Origin of the sequence: Amycolatopsis sp. NBRC 101858, from assembly GCF_030269325.1 — a bacterium.
In the GTDB taxonomy this organism is placed as follows: Bacteria; Actinomycetota; Actinomycetes; order Mycobacteriales; family Pseudonocardiaceae; genus Amycolatopsis; species Amycolatopsis ponsaeliensis.
Genome location: NZ_BSTD01000004.1, coordinates 653,481 through 669,224 on the forward strand (window position 1 = coordinate 653,481; position 15,744 = coordinate 669,224).

14 protein-coding genes are annotated in these 15,744 nt (G+C 71.0%); 6 read left to right on the forward strand and 8 right to left on the reverse strand.

All coding sequences use genetic code 11. From position 1 onward, the window contains the following. Positions 1-84 precede the first annotated feature (84 nt). On the forward strand, positions 85-915 hold the full coding sequence (locus QSK39_RS31820; protein ID WP_285481939.1) for an undecaprenyl-diphosphate phosphatase: 831 nt from the start codon (positions 85-87) through the stop codon (positions 913-915). On the opposite strand, the gene QSK39_RS31825 is transcribed toward QSK39_RS31820, so the two are convergent. Continuing rightward, positions 905-1,624, reverse strand: a complete 720-nt coding sequence (locus QSK39_RS31825; protein WP_285481536.1) for a phosphatase PAP2 family protein — start codon at positions 1,622-1,624, stop codon at positions 905-907. The genes QSK39_RS31820 and QSK39_RS31825 overlap by 11 nt on opposite strands. Before the next feature lie 139 nt (positions 1,625-1,763). Here QSK39_RS31825 and QSK39_RS31830 point away from each other — a divergent pair, with 139 nt between their 5' ends. Further along, a complete protein-coding gene (locus QSK39_RS31830; RefSeq protein ID WP_285481537.1) occupies positions 1,764-2,393 on the forward strand; it encodes a transglycosylase SLT domain-containing protein in 630 nt (209 codons plus the stop codon). Between the two features lie 34 nt (positions 2,394-2,427). Here QSK39_RS31830 and QSK39_RS31835 read toward each other — a convergent pair whose 3' ends face one another. After that, the gene (locus QSK39_RS31835; protein ID WP_285481538.1) at positions 2,428-3,048 is read right to left on the reverse strand and encodes a TetR/AcrR family transcriptional regulator; all 621 of its coding nucleotides are present in this window, start codon (positions 3,046-3,048) and stop codon (positions 2,428-2,430) included. Between the two features lie 50 nt (positions 3,049-3,098). Here QSK39_RS31835 and QSK39_RS31840 point away from each other — a divergent pair, with 50 nt between their 5' ends. Next, a complete protein-coding gene (locus tag QSK39_RS31840) occupies positions 3,099-4,586 on the forward strand; it encodes an FAD-dependent oxidoreductase (protein WP_353051098.1) in 1,488 nt (495 codons plus the stop codon). A 22-nt stretch (positions 4,587-4,608) separates the two neighbouring features. Here QSK39_RS31840 and QSK39_RS31845 read toward each other — a convergent pair whose 3' ends face one another. The 6 genes from QSK39_RS31845 to QSK39_RS31870 all read right to left on the reverse strand — a co-directional run bounded on the left by QSK39_RS31845 (position 4,609) and on the right by QSK39_RS31870 (position 10,761). After that, positions 4,609-5,556: an acyl-CoA dehydratase activase gene (locus QSK39_RS31845; protein WP_285481540.1), complete on the reverse strand. Its 948-nt coding sequence runs from the start codon at positions 5,554-5,556 to the stop codon at positions 4,609-4,611. Beyond that, positions 5,553-6,923: a 2-hydroxyacyl-CoA dehydratase subunit D gene (locus QSK39_RS31850; protein WP_285481541.1), complete on the reverse strand. Its 1,371-nt coding sequence runs from the start codon at positions 6,921-6,923 to the stop codon at positions 5,553-5,555. Before QSK39_RS31850 ends, QSK39_RS31845 begins: the two co-directional genes overlap by 4 nt. 23 nt (positions 6,924-6,946) lie before the next feature. Next, positions 6,947-8,107, reverse strand: a complete 1,161-nt coding sequence (locus tag QSK39_RS31855) for a 2-hydroxyacyl-CoA dehydratase subunit D (RefSeq protein WP_285481542.1) — start codon at positions 8,105-8,107, stop codon at positions 6,947-6,949. A gap of 173 nt (positions 8,108-8,280) precedes the next feature. Further along, on the reverse strand, positions 8,281-9,048 hold the full coding sequence (locus tag QSK39_RS31860; RefSeq protein WP_285481543.1) for a PaaI family thioesterase: 768 nt from the start codon (positions 9,046-9,048) through the stop codon (positions 8,281-8,283). Positions 9,049-9,076: 28 nt separating this feature from the next. Next, positions 9,077-9,922 (reverse strand): PaaX family transcriptional regulator, encoded by an 846-nt coding sequence (locus QSK39_RS31865; RefSeq protein ID WP_285481544.1) that lies wholly within the window; start codon positions 9,920-9,922, stop codon positions 9,077-9,079. 56 nt (positions 9,923-9,978) lie between these two features. After that, the gene (locus QSK39_RS31870; protein WP_285481545.1) at positions 9,979-10,761 is read right to left on the reverse strand and encodes an SDR family NAD(P)-dependent oxidoreductase; all 783 of its coding nucleotides are present in this window, start codon (positions 10,759-10,761) and stop codon (positions 9,979-9,981) included. A gap of 160 nt (positions 10,762-10,921) precedes the next feature. Here QSK39_RS31870 and QSK39_RS31875 point away from each other — a divergent pair, with 160 nt between their 5' ends. The 3 genes from QSK39_RS31875 to QSK39_RS31885 are packed head-to-tail and all read left to right on the forward strand — an operon-like array spanning position 10,922 to position 15,688. Further along, entirely contained in the window at positions 10,922-12,559 is a 1,638-nt protein-coding gene (locus QSK39_RS31875) for an AMP-binding protein (protein ID WP_285481546.1), read from the forward strand. A 22-nt stretch (positions 12,560-12,581) separates the two neighbouring features. Continuing rightward, the gene (locus QSK39_RS31880; RefSeq protein ID WP_285481547.1) at positions 12,582-13,868 is read left to right on the forward strand and encodes an MFS transporter; all 1,287 of its coding nucleotides are present in this window, start codon (positions 12,582-12,584) and stop codon (positions 13,866-13,868) included. Continuing rightward, a complete protein-coding gene (locus QSK39_RS31885; protein WP_285481548.1) occupies positions 13,865-15,688 on the forward strand; it encodes an AMP-binding protein in 1,824 nt (607 codons plus the stop codon). Before QSK39_RS31880 ends, QSK39_RS31885 begins: the two co-directional genes overlap by 4 nt. Positions 15,689-15,744 lie beyond the last annotated feature (56 nt).

The following is a 15,744-nucleotide window of genomic DNA, read 5'->3' on the forward strand; positions in this document are numbered from 1 at the left end:
AGACTTGGCAGGCATCCGGGGTCCCCCCCCCCCACCCCCGCCCCGGGTGCTTGCCATCTTCTTGTGAAGGAACCTTTCTTGAGCGTGATCGACCTCGGCCAGTCCGTGATCCTCGGCATCGTCGAAGGGCTGACCGAATTCCTGCCGGTCTCCTCGACCGGCCACCTGAAGATCGCCGAAGGCCTGATGGGCATCCCCGTCGACGACCAGTCCGTCGTCGGGTTCACCGCGGTGATCCAGGTCGGTGCCATCGCGGCCGTGCTCGTCTACTTCTTCCGCGACATCGTCCGCATCGTCGGCGCGTGGGGGCGGGGCATCGTCCACCGGGAAGCCAGGCAGGAGTTCGACTACAAGTTCGCCTGGTGGGTCATCTTCGCGACGGTGCCGATCGTCGCGGCCGGCTTGCTGTTCCAGTCCTTGGTCAAGGGACCGCTGGCTTCGCTGTGGGTCGTGGCGGCGTCGCTGATCATCGGCAGCGCCATCATGTGGGCGGCCGACCGGTTCGGCTCCGGCAAGCGCACCGAAGCCGACACGACGCTGACGGACGCGATGCTCGTCGGGTCGTCCCAGATCCTCGCGCTGCTGTTCCCGGGCTTCTCCCGCTCCGGCGCAACGATCTCGACCGGCTTGCTGCGCGGCCTGGACCGGGTAGCGGCGACGCGGCTGTCGTTCTTCCTGTCGATCCCGGCGTTGACGGGAGCCGGGTTGTACGAGCTGAAGGACGCACTGGGTGGCGGTCTCGACGTGGTGCCGCTGCTCGTCGGGACGGTGGTGTCGTTCGCCGTGGCTTACGGAGCCATCGCGTGGCTGCTGAAGTTCGTCGCGGGCCACACTTTCACGGCGTTCGTCGTCTACCGGGTGGTCGTCGGCGCTGTGCTCTTGGGTTTGCTGGGGACCGGCGTGCTCAGCGCGTGAGATCGGAGCGGTCCGGGACCGCGTGTCCCGGACGGTCGTTCGCCTCGCGTTCGTCGATGCGTTGCAGGACCAGTGCGGCGGACAGCCAGGTGGTGACGAAGGCGAGGCTGCCGAGGACGTCGGTGGGCCAGTGCACGCCGAGGTAGACGCGGGTCCACGCGATCGTGAGCGCGTAGGCCACCGCGATGAGCCAGACGAGCCACCGTGGGGCGCGGGCGAAGCGGCGGACGACGAGCCAGGCGATCAACCCCGCGGCGAGCGCCGCGTCGGAGGTGTGACCCGAGGGGAAGGACAGGCCGCCGGCGTCGACGGCCCAATCCGAGGCCGGTGGCCTGGGGCGGGCGATCAGTTCGGAGATCGCGTACCGGGTGAGCACTCCGAGCAGCATCAGCAGGAGAACGAGCACGGCCCGGTTCAGCTTGGCCCGCACCGGTCCCGGCGTCAGAGCCACCGCGACCACGAAGACGAGCGGGGCGGTGAAGGCCGAGGAGGCGGTCGACGTGACCCCGGCGGCGAACGACGTCAGGCCGGCGCTGCGGTCCGTCGCGGACCAGCGGTGGACGGCGAGGTCGAATCCGCCGGCCCAGGGGAGCAGATCGCCGGCCGAGACGAGGAGCGCCAGGAACACCACGAGGCCGGCTGCGGCCGCGATGCAGGGTTTCCGGGTGCCGAGGACGGCGGGCCTTCCCGGCGGCGATGTGGACGACACCGAGCCGAGGGTATGACCGCGGTGGTCAGCGCCGGGTTCGCCGGACGCAAAGGTTCGTTAACCTGGGCTCTGGTGCGGTGTCACCCCGGCGTCGGCTGACGGCCTAGAGTGGGCAGAAGGCCGACGAAAGGCGGGAAGCATGCGACCGTACCGAGTTCTCGCGGTCGCTCTGGCGCTGGCCATCGCCGGATGCTCCCCGGCCCCGGTGGGCGGTGCTCCCGCGACGTCGACCGGCCCGGCTTCGCCCGCCACGAGTCCGTCCACTCAGGACTCCGCGGTGAACCCCGACCCGGCGAAGTTCGCTTCGCAGGTCATCGCCCGGGCTCGGGAAGCGGGCGTCGATCCGCAGCTGGTGCTGGCCATCCTCTACAACGAGTCGTACAAACCGCACGATCCGCAGCTCGAGCGCGCGTGGCAGAACCTCAAGCCGGACGCGGCTTTCGGGGTGGCGAACATGCACCGCGCCACCTACGACCAGACCCGCCGCGGGCGGCCGTTCGCGGCCCGGCAGTGGCAGGAGCTGCCCGACGATCCGGACCTCGCCATCCAGGCCGAAGCCTGGTACCTGCACGACCTGGCTGCCCAGCTGCCCGCGAAGCACGGCACCCGGTACACCGCCGACGAACTGCTCGCTTTGGGCTACAACGCCGGGCCCGGCAACATGAAAGCGTTCGCGCGCGGCACCGAGCCCGGCGCGCAGGCCCGGACCTATCTGACGGACCTGCGCGCCAATTGGGCGAAAGCGGGCGCAGCCGTGGGAAAGCGTTAGGTAGTCGCTGTCCGGCCTGGTGCCGGGGAAGTGGTCAGCTGCCGAAGGTGCCGATCCCGGCGGCCAGCAGGTCGAAGGCCTCGTCGATCACCTGGTTCTGCTCCTTGGTGACCGTCGTGGCCGGTTCACCGGCGACGAGCCGCCGGATCGGGGTGACCACGACGGTGGTCGCCGTGGCCAGGAGCAGGCGGGCGACCAGGTCGGCGCGGACCGCGTCGCCGGTTTCCTCGGTCAGCCGGCGGGCCACCGCCGATTCCAGGTATTCGCGTTGTTCCCGGGCTCGCGAGAGCAACGCGGGGCTCTCCGCGATCAGGCGACCGAATCGCGCCATGCCCGGCGCGGCAGTGGACAGCACGTGCCGCTGGGCCAGCAACCGGTGCATCAAGGCCCGGACCGCTTCGACGGCGGGCTGGCCGGGCGGACGCTCTCGGAGGGCGTCGACGAGCAGACGCTCGGCCTCCGCCTGCAGATCCAGGAGCAGGTCCTCCTTGCGCGGGAAGTAGTTGGTGACCGTGGCCTTGGCGACCCCGGCCGCCTCGGCGATCTCCACGACCGTGACGGCCTCGAACCCACGCTTGGCGAACAGGCGCGTCGCGACATCGGAGATGTGCTGCCGGGCCTCCCGCTTCTTGCGTTCCCGCAGTCCTTCGTGCATGGCCGAAGTTATACCAGAGTCAAACTTGACACCGTCACAAACTTAGGACGATCCTAGATTTCATGAACTCTGACGTTGTGGTTGTCGGCGCCGGCCCGGTGGGGCTGCTGCTCGCGGCCGAGCTGAGCCTTGCCGGTGTCTCCGTGGCCGTGCTCGAGCGCCTGACCGAACAGAACCAAGCCCTCAAGGCCGGCGGGATCAGCGGGCGCAGCACCCAGCTGCTCGCCCGGCGCGGGCTTGCGGACCGGATCGCCGAGGAGAGCGCGAAGCACGGTGAGGGGTTCGCGTCGTTCGCCCGCGAGCGCACCGCTGCCGACGGTCGGCAGGCCCGGTTCGGCGGGCACTTCGCGGGCCTGCTGCTGAACGCCGAGTCGTCCCTCGAGATCCCGCCGCCCACAGTCCTGCCGCAGCAAGCCCTCGAGCGGCTGCTCGGCGCGTGGGTGGCCGAGCTCGGCGTGCCGGTGCTGACCGGCCACGAGGTCACCGGCCTCACCCGGAACGCCGACGACGTGACCGTGCAGGTACGCACCGGCAGCGGCGCGAAGACCATCCGGTGCGCGTATCTCGTCGGCTGCGACGGCGGCCGCAGCACCGTCCGCAAGCTGGCGGGATTCGCGTTCCCCGGCACGGACCCGCTGACCACGGGCTACCAGGCGACGCTCACCCTGGACCCCGCCGTGCCGCTGCCCACCGGATGGCACGTCACCGACCGCGGCTTGTACGCACACGGGCCGAAACCCGGCCGGGTCCTCAGCGTGGAGTTCGCCGGACCGCCCGCCGACCGCGACGCTCCGGTCACCCGGGCCGAGCTGCAGGACGCCCTGCGCCGGGTCGGCGACACCGACGTGGTCGTCACCGCGGTCGAGTCGGCGGCCCGGTTCACCGACAACACCCGCCAGGCGGCGACGTACCGGCTGGGCCGGGTGCTGCTGGCCGGCGACGCGGCGCACGTGCACCCGCCCTTCGGCGGCCAGGGTTTGAACACCGGCCTGCAGGACGCCGCCAACCTGGGGTGGAAGCTGGCCGCGGCCGTCCGGGGCTGGGCGCCCGACGGCTTGCTGGACAGCTACACCGCCGAACGGCACCCGGTGGCCGAGCGGGTGCTGGAGAACACCCGTGCCCAGATCGCGATCATGCGCCCGGATCCGCACAGCCGCGCGATGCGCGCGCTGTTCGCCCAGCTGCTCGAGGCCGACGTGACCCTGACCGACATCTTGGGAGCCCGGCTGCAGGGCCTCGACATCCGTTACGACGTAGGCCCTTGGACCCACTCGCTGACCGGGCGGTACCTGCCCGACGTTCCCGGCCTGGCCGAAGGCCCGCGGCCGGTCCTGGCCGATCTGACCGGCTCGGCCGAGATGCGGGCCGTCGCGGCCGGCTGGACCGACCGGGTCGACGTGCGCCGGCTACCCGAGACGCCCGGGGTGACCGCGCTGCTGCTCCGCCCGGACGGCTACATCGCCTGGGCGACGGACGGCGCCCCCGATCCGACGTCGCTCCGCGAAGCCTTGTGCACGTGGTTCGGCAAACCACGCTGACCGGAATTCCCCTTCGGGGACGTCATCGTGGGCCCGCCTCGCTGAGCGGGTGCAGCTTGATCGACGCTCCCAAGTGGACGGCGCCGCCGGCGTGTCCCTCGCACCCGGCGCAGGAATGGCCGGACGGCGTCCGCGGGAACAGCCGTTCACTCGTGTCGGCGTCGGCGTCGCCGTCCGCGGGCGCGCCGCGCTCCGCGGACGACTCCATCGCCAGCAGGGCCGCGCCGTAGGCACCTGTGATCTGCGGGTGCTCGGGCACCTCGACGTCGAGGCGGAGCGCCTGCTCCAGGAACCGCACCGCCGCCGGGTTCCGGGCGACGCCGCCGGTCATCACGACCGGGGCGTGCCGGCCTACCTGGGCCACCAGCGCCAGGGTCCGGCCCGCGACCGCGCGGTGCACCGATGCCGCGATGTCGGCCGTCGAGTGGCCTTCCGCGAGCATCGAGATGATCTCGGTTTCGGCGAACGTGGCGCACATGCTGCTGACCTCGAGGCTCTCGCTGCCCGTCAGCGCCAGCTCGCCCAGCTCCCCGATGTCGCACTCGATGGCGCGGGCGAGCACTTCGTAGAAGCGGCCGGTGCCGCTGGCGCAGCGGTCGTTCATCGCGAAGTCGTCCACCAGGCCGTCGGCGTCGACCTTGATGGCCTTGCTGTCCTGGCCGCCGATGTCGATGATCAGCTTGACACCCGGGCGCATCGCCGCGGCTCCGCGGGCGTGGCACGTGATCTCGGTGAACGTCCGGTGCGCTCCGGGCACGAGCTTGCGCCCGTACCCGGTCGACACCGTGGCCGCGACGCCGTTCTCCGGGATGCCGGCCTCGGTCAGTGCGGCGTCGACGGCCTTTTGCATGCCCTGCCGGCTCACCGCGCCCATCTGGACGACGCTTTGGCCCGCAAGGGAACCGTGCTCGTCCACGACGACGGCTTTGGCGGTGGTCGACCCGAGGTCGACGCCCAGGTAGTGGGTCATGAGACGGCCGAGTAGTCCTCCGGCAGCGCGCCACGCTCACGGCGGACGTCGATCGCCTCCAGCATGGCCACCAGCCGGCTCTCCAGCACCCCGTCCTTGTAGAAGGAGGCGTCCGCGACGTCACCCTCGAAGAAGATGGAAGGGATGCCCAGGTTGTCCCGCGCGGACTTCGCCAGCAACCGCTGCGGCCCGGTGAAGGCGCGGCAGGTGCGGGTCGAGTGGAACACGATCCCGTCGAGGCCGTAGTCGCGGCAGTCGCGCAGGGTCAGGTGGTCCAGGGTCTTCGCGCCGTGGTTCGTCGGGCACAGCAGGTAGTGCTGCGCCATGCCGCGCAACGGGTCCTCGGTGTCGATGAGGTGCGGCTCCTGCCAGAACGCGTTCTGGATGTAGCGCCCGGCCAGCACCGCGGCGCCGTACTCGGCGAACTTCCGTGACAGGAAGCCGAGTTTGTTCCAGTTCATGATGCCGTCGAAGTACAGGCGGTACTTCTCGTCCTGCACCGCGGAGACGCCGTTGTCGACCCGGTCCTGGATTTCGTCGCGCACGGCCGCGAAGTAGTCCACGAGGTCTTGGTTGCCGGGCAGGAAGTTGATCGGGGCGACGCTCGCGATCCAGTCCCAGAACGTCGCCGGGGCGGGCGTGGTCTTGCACAGGTCCAGCCCTTCCCGGCGCAGCTCGGCCGCACGCTTGATGTGGGTCATGCTTTCCGACAGCGCGTCGTAGTCGAAGGGGCGGCCGGTCTGGTGTTCGAGGAAGCCGATCAGCTCGCGCAGCTGGTCGGTGACGAACGTGGAAGCGGTTTCCCACTCCTCGCCCCGCAGATAACCGGCGTCGGGCTGGTTCCCCCAGAGGTAGGGGTGGGAGATGGTGAAGATCGGCAGTTCCTTGCCGAAGATCCGGTAGGAGATGCCGTCCCACTGCTGCCCGGTGCTGCAGCCGGCGTAGTTGTTGACGAAGAAGTCCGGCGCCGGCAGCTTCGCGGCGAGCACCTCCTGGTCGTGCACGCCGACCACGCCCGTCTGGTCGCCTTCGGTGCCCTGCAGGGTGAGCACGGAACAGCCGAGGTGCGTCCGCGAGTACGAGCAGAGTTCCGAGTTGTAGCCGTACTCCGCGCCGGCCAGCTGCGCCGGGCCCTCCAGCCGTTGCGCGGCCAGCCGGGCGGCGAACGCCTCGCCGTGGCACCACGCCAGGCCGGCGGCCTGGAAGATCGGGTTCAGCGCGCCGCCGTTGTACCAGACGATCTGCTTTCCCCGCTCCCGTGCGGTGAAGAGGTCTTCCCAGTAATCGGTGATCATCCGGCCGCCCCGGCGGGTGACGCCCAGCCGGTTGCTCTTGTCCTCGACGGGCTTTTCGATGCTGCCCAACATTCGTCCTCCTGGGATCGATGGTCTCAGACCCGGACCGGACGGCGCCGCCGGGCGCGTTCGACGACGGCTTCGATCCGGGTGCGGAAGGTCTCCAACGGCATGCCTTCGTGCTCGGTTTCCAGCTGGAGCTGGGGAATACCGGCGGCTTCGAGACTCTTCCGGAGTTCGGGGTAATACAGCATGTGCGGTTCGCAGAACTTGGGCATGAGGTGGATGACGGCCTCGGCCCCGTTGTGCTGGACGGCGTCGACGAGGTAGGTGTCCCAGTCGACGTCCTGCTGGACGCGGGTCGGGCAGGGGATCGTGACGTTGCGCCGCGCGTACCACTCGCCCAGGGCCTGCACCGGATCGCCGTCCTCGGCCACGTCCGTGGAAAGGTAGCGCCGGCCGTAGTAGAGGTCGTCGTCGACGACGAGCGCACCGCTGTCCTCGATGACTTCGAGCAGCTCGCGGCGCGGCGCGTGGCAGAGGTGCCCGGACAGGTGCACCCGCACCCGGTCGTCCCGTTCGGCGGCCCGGGGTTCCGCCAGCACCTCGGCGAGGAGCGCGTGGTGTTCGCCGGGGTCCATGACCATGCTCGCCGCGATGATGTCCTGGAGCTCGACCGGGCTGAACGCGGCATTGCCCGCGCTGCGCTCGTCGAGCAGCCGCCGCATCAGCCTGCGGTCGCGGTTGTACGCCCTGATGCTCGCCCGGAGTGCTTCGGGTTCGACCGGATTTCCCGTGAAGCTCTCGATTTCCGCCCGGATCCGCTGCATCGTGTCGGCGATCTTCGCCGCCGCCCACGGGTCGTTCATGGACGAGTTGAGCATGCCCAGGAAGACGGTCGTGTCCGGCTGCACCGCGCGCACGATGTCGGCGGCGCCGATCAGCTGGATGCAGTGGTCCGCGGTGAAGATCCCGTCGTAGACGGCGAGCCGGCCGGTCGCCGCCTGGTCGGCGAGGTTGCGGGTGTAGCCGCAGTAGAACTCCGCCAGCAGCGCCCGGCCTTCGGTGATCGGCTGCTGGTCGTCCGGGACGATCACCGGCAGCGCGCCCGCCGCGTGCCCGAGCTCGCGCGGGAAGTTCATCGGCAGCACGCCCAGCACCGCCGCGCCCGGGTGCTTGGACCGCCACCGCGCGAGGTACGCACGCGGGTCGCGTGCCGCCGCCACCAGTCGGGTCATGGCTGCCGCGTCGGTCATCAGCGTGGTTCCTCTCGTGGGCGATACGGGAGACTCTACGCGTCACGTAACTCGATCACAATCGCCGTAGAGTATTGGAGACGTGCCGCACCCCCCGGCTGACGCGGTGGAGGAACGAGTCGATGCAGCGTGCCCGGACCGAAGGCGACACCGAGCCGGCGTCGTGGCCGGGGTCAGCCCGGGATGTGGTGGTGCACCGTGGCGACGACGCACGGTTTGCCCGCCCGGTTGGCGCCGATCACCCGGGTGACGGCCATGCGCCGGCCGGCGGTGACGACTTCGGCCCGGAAGGTGGCGACCTCCCCGTGCGGAAACGGGCGTGGGTAGGTGGCCGTCAACGACGCCGGGACGAAGTCCGGCCGCGCGAGCGCCGCACTGGCCGTGAGTTCCGCCAGCCACAACGAAATCCCGCCGTGCAGTGTGCCGATCGGGTTGACCAGGTCGTCGCCGACGTCGATGCGCAGTTCGGCGCGTCCGTCCGCGGCGGACACCTGCTCCCGGATCTTGGCGAGGAGTCCCACGGTCGGTGTGGTGGTGGGCCGGCCCTCGGGTGCCGGGCCGGAAAGCGCTACGTAGCGCCCCCACTGCCGGCAGCGGGACACCAACCTGCCCTGCGCGTCGACGATCGATCCCTCGGCGAGGCCGGTCGCCGAGGTCGCGTGCAGTGTCCGTCCTTCGGCACGCAGGGTCGTCCCGTCGACGGGTGGCAGCCGGAAGAAGTCGAGGGAGATCTCGGCACTCACCGACCAGAGCCCCGCGGGCGCGCCCTCGATCAGGGCGTAGCCGAGGACGTTGTCCGCCAGCACGCCCAGCGAACCCGCGCTGTCCGACCACGGCCCGGTGGTCATCTCGGCGCGGACGCCGTCTTCGAAGACCGTGACCGCGAACAGGGCTTCGGGGCCGCCGCCCACGACGACGGGTTGTGCGGCTGGTGGGTTCAACGAGGGTCCCCTGGTGGTCGTGAGCGGGTCAGACGGCATTCAGCTCGCCGAAGCGGCGTCGCACGATCGGCGTCCACTCCGCGCGGAAGGCTTCGATCCGGCGGGCCACCCGCCGGCCGACCCAGTCGGGCAGCAGCGCCTCCGGGAGCTGCGGATCCACCCGCGGGAACTCCTGCCACTCGCTGACCAGCCGGATGTGCGCGGTCAGGATCTCGTCGTCGCCGGCCGGGCGCAGGTCGTTCATGGCCGCCCAGACCTCCTCGTACCGGGTCCGCAGCGCGTCGAGGTCCCAGCCCCGCGCCACGATCTCCTCGCGGGGGAGCCCGACCGCGTCGAGGTTGCCGGTGAAGGCGACGGTGTGCTGCCGGAGGTCCAGCTCGTCGAGGAGGCGGCCGACCTCCGCGGCGCGTTCGACGTGCGGGGTCAGCCACAGCCCGGGCACGGGGTTCCCGAACCCGGCCCAGGTGAGCCCGGCGTACAGCGGGCGCCGTGCACCGCGCAGGGACTGCGGGATGCTGGTCCACAACGCGAGCCAGGTGCCGTCCCAGCTGCTGAAGGGGTCGCTCAGCGAGTAGACGCGGCCGGACCCGGTCTCGAAGATGTGGATCAGCTTGTCGCTCAGCGTCCACCGGACTTCGCGGCCGTGGCGCTCCGGGACGATCCACTCGGAACCGGACGCGCGGGCGATGGCCTGCCGGGCGGTCTGCTCCTCGAAGCCCGCCCCTTTGAGGATGTGCACCAGTGTCGCGGTCCAGACGGGCTCGCCGGTGGGCCACACCAGCTCGCCGAGGATCGTGATCAGCAGTGACCGCGCGCTTCCGGGTGCCAGCGCCGAGTCGGTCGACGACGTCTCGAGAGCTCCTGGGGTCGGCATGACCGGAGATTCTACAGGCCTTGCGACCGGATCCACGACCATGTATGGCGAAGGACTCAGGCGGCGGAGATCCCGCCGTTCACGCTGATGGCCTGGCCGGTGAGCTTCGCGGCCGCGGGGCCGCCCAGGAAGACGATCAGCGCGGCGAGGTCGTCCGGCTCGGCGACGCCCAGGTGGGCCTGGCTCGCGGCCTTCTCGAACAGCTTCTTGCTGAACCCGTCGCGCAGGACGTTGTCGGCGGTCGGCGTGCCCGAGATCAGTGACGGCGTCACGGCGTTGACGCGCACCCCGTCGCGCTTGGCTTCGATGGCGGTGACGCGCGAGAACATCACGATCGCCGCCATCGCGGCACCCAGCACCGCTTCGCCGGGAGTGGCCACCTTCGCGGCGTCGGAGGCGATGTTCACGATGCTGCCTCCGCCCTGCTCCCGCATCAGCGGCAGGACCGCCCGGGTCAGGTGCATCGGCGGGAGGGCTTGCCGGGTCAGGATCCCTTCGACGTCGGCCTGCGGGGTCAGGTGCAGCAGCTCCGGCCGGTAGGTGGCGGTCGTCGAGTTCACGAGCACGTCGATGCCCGCCAGCGCCCGGTGCGCCTCGGCGACGGAAGCGGTGACCTGGCTGAGGTCTTCGGCGTCGGTGGGGATGAACACCACCTCGGCGCCCGGGTGCCGGTCGAGGACGCGCTCGCGGGCGAGCTTCCCGCGTTCGGTGCCGCGCGCGAGCAGGGCGATGCGCCGGACGCCGGCATCCGCGAAGGCCAGTGCGGTGGCCAGGCCCACGCCGGAGGTGCCGCCGGCGATGACGACGGCGGAGTCGGGGTAGTCGCGGACGAGCGGCACGGGTACCTCCGGATGGCTTGCTGATCGACTACGCATGATGCAACCTCATCGCCGAGTCTGTCATACAAATTCCGGTCAGACCATTCCTATTGTCGGACCGTCGAGGTAGGGTCCGGTGGCCCCGGTCACATCACGGACAAGGGAGTTGGGGATGGGCGGCGTGCGGGTTCTCGAAACGTCCTACTGGCCGGCCGAGCCGGGCGAGGTGCACGACGTCACGGTGTGCGACACCCTGCGCCACGCCGCGGCGACCGTCCCGGACCGGGTGGCGCTGGTCGACTGCGCGCCGGATCCCGGTGCGCGGAAGTCGTGGACCTACGCCGGGTTCCTCGCCGACGCCGAGCGGGTCGCGCGGGCGCTGCTGGAAAAGTTCTCGCCCGGCGACCGGATCGCCGTCTGGGCCCCGAACAGCGCGGCGTGGATCGTGCTGCAGCAGGGGGTGGCACTGGCGGGCATGGTGCTCGTGGCGCTCAACCCCGCCTACCGGGCCCGGGAAGTCGGGTTCGTGCTCCGCCAGTCCGGGGCCGTCGGCGTGTTCTGCCCCGCCGGGCACCGCGGGTTCGACATGCGCGGCATGCTCGACGACATCCGCGGCGAGACCCCGGACCTGCGGGAGATCGTCACGTTCGACGACTGGGACGCGTTCGTCGCGAGCGGCGACCCGGCCCGCGCACTGCCGGTCGTGCGGCCGGGGGACGTGCTCCAGATCCAGTACACCTCGGGCACCACCGGCTTCCCGAAAGGGGCCATGCTGCACCACAAAGGACTCGTGAACGAGGCCAGGCACGTGGCCGAGCGCGCCGGGATGGCCGACGGCGGCGTGTACGTCAACGCGATGCCGATGTACCACATCGGCGGCGGCGCGGTGACCTCCCTCGGGGCGTGGGCCAAGCGCGGCACGTTCGTCATCCTGCCGGGGTTCGACCCCGGGCTGCTGCTGGAGGCGTTCGAGACCTACCGCGGCACGCACACCCTGGTGGTGCCGACCATGCTGATCGCGCTGCTCGACCACCCCGATCTCGTGACCCGCGACCTGTCGAGCCTGCAGACGATCATGAGCGGCGCCTCGGCGGTGCCCGCGGCCCTCGTGCGCAAGACGCAGGCCGCGCTCGGCTGCCAGTTCAGCATCCTCTTCGGACAGACGGAAGCCCACGGGGTCGTCAGCCAGACCCGCGTCACCGACAGCCCGGAGGACCAGGCGGAGACCGTCGGGCAGCCGCTCCCGCAGCTCGAGGTCAAGATCGCCGACCCGCTGACCGGCGCTCCGGTGCCGCTGCACGAGAGCGGCGAGATCTGCTGCCGCGGCTACCAGAACATGCTGGGGTACCACGGCATGCCCGAGGAAACGGCGGCGGCGATCGACGCGGACGGCTGGCTGCACATGGGGGACATCGGTGCCCTGGACGAGCGCGGCTTCCTCAAGATCCGCGGCCGGAGCAAGGACATGATCATCCGCGGCGGGATGAACATCTACCCCGCCGAGATCGAAGGCACGCTCCAGGAGCACCCCGCGATCGAATACGCCGCGGCGATCGGCGTCCCGGACGCGACGTGGGGCGAGCAGATCGGCGCGGTGCTCCAGCTGCGGGCCGGGTTCGAACGCCCGTCGGTGGAAGAGCTGACCGGGTTCCTGCGATCCCAGCTCGCCCCGCACAAGACTCCGGTCTTCTGGGCGTTCGTCGACGAGCTGCCGGCGACACCCAGCGGCAAGATCCGGAAGTTCGTCCTCCGCGAGCGCGCCGAGCAGGGCTCGCTCACCTTCGACGTCGTCCGGTCGACGACCGCGACCACCCGCTGACCCCGGTTCGAGTGGAGTTGACATGGCAGCACACAGTCCCCGCCGGGCGGCCTCGGCCGCGTTCCTCGGCTCCGTCGTGGAGTACTACGACCTCGTCATCTACGGCACCGCTGCGGCGCTGGTGTTCGGCAAGCTGTTCTTCCACGGCGTCGGCCCGCAGGTGGCGCTCGTGCTGTCCCTGGCGACGTTCGCCAGCGGCTACCTCGTGCGCCCGCTCGGTGGCCTGCTCTTCGGCTACATCGGCGACCGCCGCGGCCGGCGCACGGCGGTGCTCCTGACGATCGTGCTGATGGGCGTCGCGACGGTCCTCGTCGGCCTGCTGCCCGGCTACGAAGCGATCGGTCCACTGGCCCCGGTGCTGCTGGTGGTGCTCAGGCTCGGGCAGGGCCTGGCCGTCGGCGGTGAGCTCGGGGGAGCCGTGCTCATCTCGGTCGAGCACGCCCCCGAGGGGAAACGCGGCTTCTACGGCAGCTTCTCGACCGCCGGTGCCCAGGCGGGCACCGTGCTGGCGACCGCGGTGTTCGCGCTCGTCACGCTGCTTCCCCAGGCCCAGCTCGAATCCTGGGGCTGGCGCGTGCCGTTCCTGGGCAGCGCCTTGATCGTCCTGGTCGGCCTGCTGCTGCGTTACGGCCTGGAAGAGACGCCCGACTTCGTCGCATCCGGCGCGCGCTCCAAGCCGATCCGCACCGCGCTCACGCGGTACCCGCGCGCCATCCTCGGCATCGTCCTCGTGATGGCCGGCATGATGTCGATCTGGTACGTCCTCACGATCTACAGCCTCAGCTACGCGGTGAACACCGCCGGCGTCGACCGCACCACGATGCTGTGGGTCATCACCGTGGCGACGTTCCTCGTCGTCGTCATGAACCCGGTGTGGGGCGCACTGTCGGACCGCGTGCACCGCGGCCGTCTGCTGGCCGCCGGGCTGCTTGTGGAAGGCCTCCTGCTGGCCGTCTACTTCGTGGCGCTGGACAGCCGCAGCGTGCCGTTCATCTTCGGTGCGCTGCTCGCGGTCGCCGGCCTCGGCCACGCGGCCGCCAACGGGATCTTCCCGGCGTTCATCGTGGACTGCCTGCCGACCGAGGTCCGCTACACCGCGGGATCCCTCGGCATGCAGGTCGCCGGGGTGATCGCCGGCTTCGCGCCGCTCACCGCGGTCGCCCTCGAAGACTCCGTGTTCGGGATCTGGACGATCACCGCGGCCTGCCTGGCGCTGTGCCTCGCCGGGGCAGGCGCGGCCCTCGCGTTGTACCGGTCGCGGCCGGCACTGCCGGCGGCCGTGCCGATGCCCGTCGCGGTGGAGTCGTGAACCGCAGGCCCGAACCGGTGCGGCGCCGCGTGACGTCGCCCGCGGACGTGGCGGACGTCGAAGCGTGCCCACCGGAGGACCTGCGTCCCGCCGACACGATCCTCGGCTGCCTGTCCGCGGCGGCCGCGCTGGACCCGGAGAAGCCGGCCATCGTGCTGGTCGAACCGCCGGATTTCCTGGCCCCGGCGCGGATCGTGACGTATCGCGAGCTGGTGCGCGAGGTCGAGCTGTCGGCTCGCCTGTTCGGCGCCAGTGGCGGTGTCACGGCGTTGCTGCTGCCCATGGTGCCCGAAGGCCTGACCGCGCTGTGGGGTGCCGCGACGGCGGGCGTCGCCGTGCCGCTCAACCCGTTCCTCGAACCCGCGTCGCTGTACCGGATCCTGACCGAGGTCGGCGCGACGGCTCTGGTCACGACCCGGGAGATCCTGGACGGGAAGGACGATCCACGCGCACACGTGCCGAGCCTGCGGCACGTGTTCTCCGTCGGCGACGACTTCGCCGCCGCCGTCCAGGCGCACGAGGACGACGTCCGGGTCTTCGACCCCGATCCCGACCGGACGGTCATGGCGATGCCGACCGGCGGCACGACCGGCACCCCGAAACTCGTCCGGATGACCCAGCGCGGGCAGCTCACCGTGGCGTGGAACGTCGGCGCCCTGATGGGCTCCGAACGCGACGGCGTCGTCGGGCACGGGATGCCGAACTTCCACTGTGGCGGGTCGCTGTCCCTGGGACTGCGGGCGATGCTCTTCGGCCAGACCCTGCTCACGCTCACCACGTCGGGGTTCCGTTCGCGCGAGGTAGTGGCGTCCTTCTGGGACATCGCCCGCCACTACCGCATGACGTCCCTGCTGGCCACGCCGACGACGGCGCGGGCCATCCTCACCGCCGGCGGCGACGCCGAAGGCCACTGCCTGGCGGACTTCCACGTCGGCGGCAGCCAGCTGCCGGTCGCGCTCGCGACGGAGTTCCACGAGCGCTTCGGCGTGTGGCTGCGGGAAAACTGGGGCATGACCGAGCTGCACGGCACGATCACCGGGCACTACAACGACGGCAGCCGCCCGCGGATCGGGTCCGCGGGCCGGGCGCTGCCGCACTTCCGCGTCCGCGCGGTCGAGCTCGACGGGGCCGGGGGAGTCGTCCGCGAATGCGCGCCCGGCGAGCGTGGTGCGCTGGTCATCGGCGGGCCGTCGGTGACCGAGGGATACCTCGACGCCACGCAGGACGCCGCGCTCCACGTCCGGGACGAGGGCACCCGCTGGGCCGACACCGGGGATCTCGGCACCGTCGACGAGGACGGCTACGTCTGGATCTCCGGCCGTGCCAAGGATCTCATCATCCGAGGCGGGCACAACATCGACCCCGGGCAGATCGAGGAGGCGCTGTCCCGCCACCCCGACGTGAGCATGGCGGCCGCGGTCGGCAGGCCCACGGCGGGCAAGGGAGAGCTGCCCGTGGCCTACGTCGAGCTGAAGGCCGGGACGGCGACGCGACCGGAGGCGCTGCTGGCCTTCTGCCGGGAGCACGTCCAGGAACGGGCCGCGGTGCCGGCCGAGGTCGTCGTGCTGGACCGGCTGCCGGTGACCCCGGTCGGCAAGGTCGCCAAGCCCGCGCTGCGCCAGGACGCGCTGCGCCGGGAGATCCGGGCGCTGGTCGCCGAGCTGTCGGACGCCGGGCACGAGCACGGTGTGCACGTCGAAGACTCCGGCCCCCGGCCGAGGGTGGTCGTTTCGCTGCCGGAAGGCGGTCGGGGATTCGCTGACCTGCTGAGCAGCCGGCTGGCAGCCTACGAATTCCTGAGCGAAGTCCGGGTCGGCTGACCCTTGCTCGTAATGGTCAGTCCATTATATCGTTCGACCAGTTCAGTGTGGTGTGG

Bases quoted from the DNA above. Each gene is read 5' to 3' on its own strand.
- QSK39_RS31855 (WP_285481542.1), bottom strand. From the start codon at position 8,107: ATGACCGACGCGGCAGCCATGACCCGACTGGTGGCGGCGGCACGCGAC.
- QSK39_RS31845 (WP_285481540.1), bottom strand. From the start codon at position 5,556: ATGACCCACTACCTGGGCGTCGACCTCGGGTCGACCACCGCCAAAGCC.
- QSK39_RS31835 (WP_285481538.1), bottom strand. From the start codon at position 3,048: ATGCACGAAGGACTGCGGGAACGCAAGAAGCGGGAGGCCCGGCAGCAC.
- QSK39_RS31865 (WP_285481544.1), bottom strand. From the start codon at position 9,922: ATGCCGACCCCAGGAGCTCTCGAGACGTCGTCGACCGACTCGGCGCTG.
- QSK39_RS31850 (WP_285481541.1), bottom strand. From the start codon at position 6,923: ATGTTGGGCAGCATCGAAAAGCCCGTCGAGGACAAGAGCAACCGGCTG.
- QSK39_RS31880 (WP_285481547.1), top strand. From the start codon at position 12,582: ATGGCAGCACACAGTCCCCGCCGGGCGGCCTCGGCCGCGTTCCTCGGC.
- QSK39_RS31830 (WP_285481537.1), top strand. From the start codon at position 1,764: ATGCGACCGTACCGAGTTCTCGCGGTCGCTCTGGCGCTGGCCATCGCC.